We start from the raw sequence: 4,640 nt of genomic DNA on the forward strand, positions 1-4,640 counted from the left end.
GGCCGGCGCATGGCCTTCGACCGGGATCTGGTTCTTGCCCTCCAGCCGCTCGCGCACGACACGCAGATGCATCTCGCCATGGCCCGACAGCACGGTTTCGGCCGAATCTTGATTGTGGCGCAGGCTGAGCGAGGGGTCTTCTTCGGCAAGTCGCTGGATGGCTGCCGACATCTTCACTTCGTCTTTGCGTTCCTTCGGGCGCAGCGCGAACGCAAAGACCGGCTGCGGCGGCATCAGCGTGACCAGTGGCTTGATGCCGCCCTTTGCCGAGCTCAAGGTCTGACCGGTCGTGACGTCGTCCAGCTTGCCGAGCGCGACCGTGTCGCCGGCCCTGGCCGAGGTGAGCTTGGTCTGGTCCTTGCCGAGCATTTTGTGGATGCCGGAGACTTTTGCCGTGGTGCCATTCGAAAGGAAGAGCTCGGAGGCGTCGGCAAGCTGGCCGGACAGGATGCGCGAGACCGACAGCTTGCCGCCATGCGCGGTGTGAATGGTCTTCATCACCTGGACCACGGTCGCATTGCCATCAGGTGCACCAAGGCGCTTGCGGGTCGCCTCGATGTCGGGCGCGTCGTGGCGGATCGTCTTCAACAGGCGCAGCACGCCATTGCCCTTCTCGGCGGTGCCGATCAGCACCGGCGTCACGGCGCCGTCACGCAGATCGGCGGCGAGGTCGTCGAAAATCGCGTCCTTCGGCGGCTCAATCTCTTCGAGAAGCTGCTCCATCAACTGGTCGTCATGATCGGCGAGCGTCTCCAGCATGGAAAAGCGCGCCTCCAGTTCGCGCGCCCTGTCGTCGCTGGGAATCTGGGCGACCTCGCTTTCGGCATATTCGCGATAGATGTAGGCGCGCTCCAGAGCGAGATCGATCGAGCCGATGACGACGCCGTTCTTGCGCAGCGGAATCTGGCGAAGCAGCAACGGCACCGAGCTTGCCGGCTGCAGCAACTTCAGCGTGTCGCGCACGCCTGATATCGCCTTATCGACCTTGTTGAGGAACATGATGCGCGGCACGCCGAGATCGTCGAGCTTGCGCATGATCAGCTGCAGGGCAGGGATCTTCTTCTCGTCGGCTTCGGCGACGACCACGGCAATGTCGCAGGCGGCGAGGACCGGCTCTGCCTCGAAGGAGAATTCGATGGAGCCGGGACAATCGACGAAAGTGAGTTTCTCGCCCATGAATTCGGTGGTCGCAAACGTCGCCTCGACGCTCATGGCGTGGGCGCGTGCCTCGGGCGAATGATCGGAAACGGTGTTTCCCGAGGAAACGGGATTCTGGCGGGGAATGGCGCCCGTGCGGGCCAATATGGCTTCGAGAAGTGTCGTCTTACCGCTTGCAAAGGGACCGACTATGGCAATGCATTTCGGTCCCGTGCGTCGTCCTCCGGCGCGAGTTCCCATGACTGACCTCCACTCAGGCGTTTCCCTGGGAGCGGCGGCCGGCCTGTCGACCGTCGCGGGCGGGGCTTTTTTCAGTTTGCCACCTACCCAAAGGCATCGTCCCACGGGTTAGCCGGGAGGGCAAGGGATTTGAGGATCGCCTGATGTCGTGGATGTTGAGCCGTGATCGGCGAAGCCGTCGGATGCGAGCCCAGCCTCCCATCAAATCCCGCAACAAAGCCCGTCGCCGAACAGCCGCAAAAGCGGTTGCGCCGTGATGGTTATCGGACGAAAGTGCCCGCTTCTTGCGACAAAAAGGAACGGCCGTCGCCGACCGATCCGCCATCAGCCTGAGGACTCGCGACGATGAAGATCATTGCCTGCGGCAGCGTGCCGACCGCCATTGCGCCGGAAAAGTACTTCACCGGCCGCGTGTGGCAGACGCCAATCATCGAGAAGGAAGCGCCAGCGCGGCTGCGCGCCATCATGGTCAGTTTCGAGCCCGGCGCGCGTACCCACTGGCATACGCATCCGCTGGGCCAGACGCTCTATGTCATATCAGGCGCCGGCCTTGCGCAAAGCTGGGGCGAGCCGGTACAGGCGATCAGGGCCGGCGACGTCATTTCGTTCGCTCCTGATGAAAAGCATTGGCACGGCGCCGGTCCAAAATCGGCGATGGCGCATATCGCCATGCAGGAGGCGCTCGACGACGTCCATGCCGACTGGCTGGAAATGGTGACAGACGAGCAGTATGGCGGCTGAGGCTTTTGAGCCCACCAAACCCGACCGCGAGCCGGGTTTGGTGTTCGAGATGCGCCTGATCAGGTCAGCGAGGCGGCGAAGCGCTGGATGCGCGTGCAGGCCTCTTCGAGCAACGCCTCCGACGTGGCATAGGAGATGCGGAAGTTGGGGCCGAGGCCGAAGGCCGAACCGAACACCACCGCTACGCCTTCGGCCTCGAGCAGCTCCGAGCAGAAGGCTTCGTCGCTGTCGATCACCTTGCCGGCTTTGGTCTTCTTGCCGATCAACTGGGCGCAGGACGGATAGACGTAGAAAGCACCTTCGGGTGACGGACATGTGATGCCGCGCGCCTGATTGAGCATCGACACGACGAGATCGCGCCGAGCCTGGAAGATCGCCTTGTTTTTCGCAATGAAATCCTGCGGACCGTTCAGCGCCTCCACCGATGCCCACTGGGCGATGGTGCAGGCGCCGGAGGTCTGCTGGCCCTGTATCATATCCATTGCCTTGATCAGCGCCACGGGCCCGGCCGCATAGCCGATGCGCCAGCCAGTCATGGCATAGGCCTTCGAGACGCCGTTCATCGTCAGCGTGCGCTCATAAAGCTTCGGCTCGACCTCGGCGATGGTCTTGAAGACGAAGTCACCATAGATCAGGTGCTCGTACATGTCGTCGGTCAGCACCCAGACATCGGGATGCTTCAACAGCACGTTGGCCAGAGCGCGCAATTCAGACTCGGTGTAGGCAGCGCCCGACGGGTTCGACGGTGAGTTCATCAACAGCCATTTGGTGCGCGGCGTAATCGCCTTTTCCAACGCCGCCGCCGTCAGCTTGAAGCCGTTGTCGATGGAGGTGTCGGCAAATGCCGGGGTGCCGCCGCAGATCGCTACCATCTCGGGATAGCTGACCCAGTACGGCCTCGGAATGATGACCTCGTCGCCGGGATTCAGCGTCGCCATAAAGGCATTGAATAGGATCTGCTTGCCGCCGGTGCCGACGATGGTCTGCTCCGGCCGGTAGTCGAGATTGTTCTCGCGCTTGAATTTTTCGACGATCGCCTCGCGCAGCGGCACGATGCCGGAAACCGGAGGATATTTCGTTTCGCCGCGGCGGATAGCCTCGATCGCAGCGTTCTTGATGTTGTCCGGCGTGTCGAAGTCCGGTTCGCCGGCACCCAACCCGATCACGTCTCGGCCGGCGTTTTTCAGCTCGCGTGCTTTCTGCGTCACCGCGATGGTCGCGGAAGGCTTTACGCGGGAAAGGACGTCAGCAAGAAAGGCCATGACGATGTTATCTCCTTGGGGATGCAGGCGGTCCATCTAACCGCGGCGCTTCTCATGTCGCATCATTCCGCCAAGCGCAAGCACTGTCGGATGAGCCAGATCTCAAATCCCCGGCAAATTCGGCAACAATAAATTCACCTACACGCGGTAAAACCCCGAGTGGCTGGATCACGATCCATTCCGCCAGTCTCGCAGAGCGAGGAACCGTGTCGCGCAGCATCGGGCATGACCATATCGTCCGTCATGACGACGGCACCGCCAGCGGTGTCTGGGGCATCTATACGCTGCAGAGCGCTTTCCAGCCGATCTTCGCCTTCAGCAACGGCAAATTGTCCGTCACCGGATTCGAGGGGCTGATCCGGCCGTTCCGCGACGGCGAGCCGCAGTCGCCGGTGAGCTTTTTCAACACCTGTCCAACGGTCGACCGCCTGCATATCGAGGCGCTGACAAGGACGCTGCATCTTTTGAACGCCGGCGCCTGCCTGCCGCAAGAGGCATTCATTTTCATTAACTTCGATCCGTCGGTGTTCACCGATCGCAGCATCGCTGACAAGGCGCTGCGCGACATGCGGCTGGTGCTGCATGAGGCTGAGATCGATGCGAACCGGGTCGTCTGCGAGGTGACCGAGCAGAAATCGGCGTCGCAGGAAACGCTCTACAATTTCGTCGAGGCACTCAGGGCCAACGGATTTCGCATAGCGGTCGACGACTACGGCGCCGACGAGTCCGACATCAACCGCATCAAGGAGCTCAGGCCGGACATCGTCAAATTCGATGCCCACTGGATCATGCAACTGATGGAGTCCGGCGCCGGTTTCGCACTGCTGACCGCCATGGTGGCAAGTTTCGAACAGCAAGGCATCCGCACCGTGTTCGAGGGCATCGAGGAGAGCTGGCAGCTTGAACTGGCTGAAAAATCGGGAGCCTCGATGGTGCAGGGATTCGCGCTGGCGCGCCCGGAGCTTGCGCCGACCAGCTTTCACGTCTTCGGCAAGGACAGGCAGATGCCGGTGGCAGTGCCCGATGCCGACGAGGTGCCTGCGACTGTCTCGCCTTCGCCGAGGCCGAAACGGGCTTTCGGACGCAAGTTGGTACTATGACCGGGCGGCCCGACAGGCGGCGCAATGTCGGCGAGGCAATCTTTGCCGACGAGGTCGGTATCGAATACGGCGTCTATGGCGCGTTCCGGCTGAGGAGCGCCTACCAGCCGATCTTCGCGCCGCGCGGCAGGTTTTTGAA

At 62.0% G+C, this 4,640-nt stretch carries 4 protein-coding genes and 1 pseudogene; 3 read left to right on the forward strand and 2 right to left on the reverse strand.

Translation table 11 applies throughout. The features are described 5' to 3' along the window. A partial coding sequence (locus EOA86_RS23020; protein ID WP_128343749.1) for an elongation factor G occupies positions 1–1,398 on the reverse strand: 1,398 nt, incomplete at its 3' end. A gap of 345 nt (positions 1,399–1,743) precedes the next feature. On the opposite strand from EOA86_RS23020, the gene EOA86_RS23025 reads away from it, so the two are divergent. Beyond that, positions 1,744–2,139, forward strand: coding sequence for a cupin domain-containing protein (locus EOA86_RS23025; RefSeq protein ID WP_095519142.1), 396 nt, complete (start codon positions 1,744–1,746; stop codon positions 2,137–2,139). Between the two features lie 59 nt (positions 2,140–2,198). On the opposite strand, the gene EOA86_RS23030 is transcribed toward EOA86_RS23025, so the two are convergent. Continuing rightward, positions 2,199–3,401: a pyridoxal phosphate-dependent aminotransferase gene (locus EOA86_RS23030; RefSeq protein WP_128343751.1), complete on the reverse strand. Its 1,203-nt coding sequence runs from the start codon at positions 3,399–3,401 to the stop codon at positions 2,199–2,201. Between the two features lie 206 nt (positions 3,402–3,607). On the opposite strand from EOA86_RS23030, the gene EOA86_RS23035 reads away from it, so the two are divergent. Both EOA86_RS23035 and EOA86_RS40560 read left to right on the forward strand, forming a co-directional pair. Further along, positions 3,608–4,501, forward strand: a complete 894-nt coding sequence (locus EOA86_RS23035; RefSeq protein WP_128343752.1) for an EAL domain-containing protein — start codon at positions 3,608–3,610, stop codon at positions 4,499–4,501. After that, a pseudogene (locus EOA86_RS40560) lies at positions 4,498–4,640 on the forward strand (EAL domain-containing protein); the annotation flags it as partial. The gene EOA86_RS23035 and the pseudogene EOA86_RS40560, both read left to right, overlap by 4 nt.

It is taken from the genome of Mesorhizobium sp. M5C.F.Ca.IN.020.32.2.1 (assembly GCF_004023105.1).
Classification (GTDB): Bacteria; Pseudomonadota; Alphaproteobacteria; order Rhizobiales; family Rhizobiaceae; genus Mesorhizobium; species Mesorhizobium wenxiniae.

Bases quoted from the DNA above. Each gene is read 5' to 3' on its own strand.
- EOA86_RS23025 (WP_095519142.1), top strand. From the start codon at position 1,744: ATGAAGATCATTGCCTGCGGCAGCGTGCCGACCGCCATTGCGCCGGAA.
- EOA86_RS23030 (WP_128343751.1), bottom strand. From the start codon at position 3,401: ATGGCCTTTCTTGCTGACGTCCTTTCCCGCGTAAAGCCTTCCGCGACC.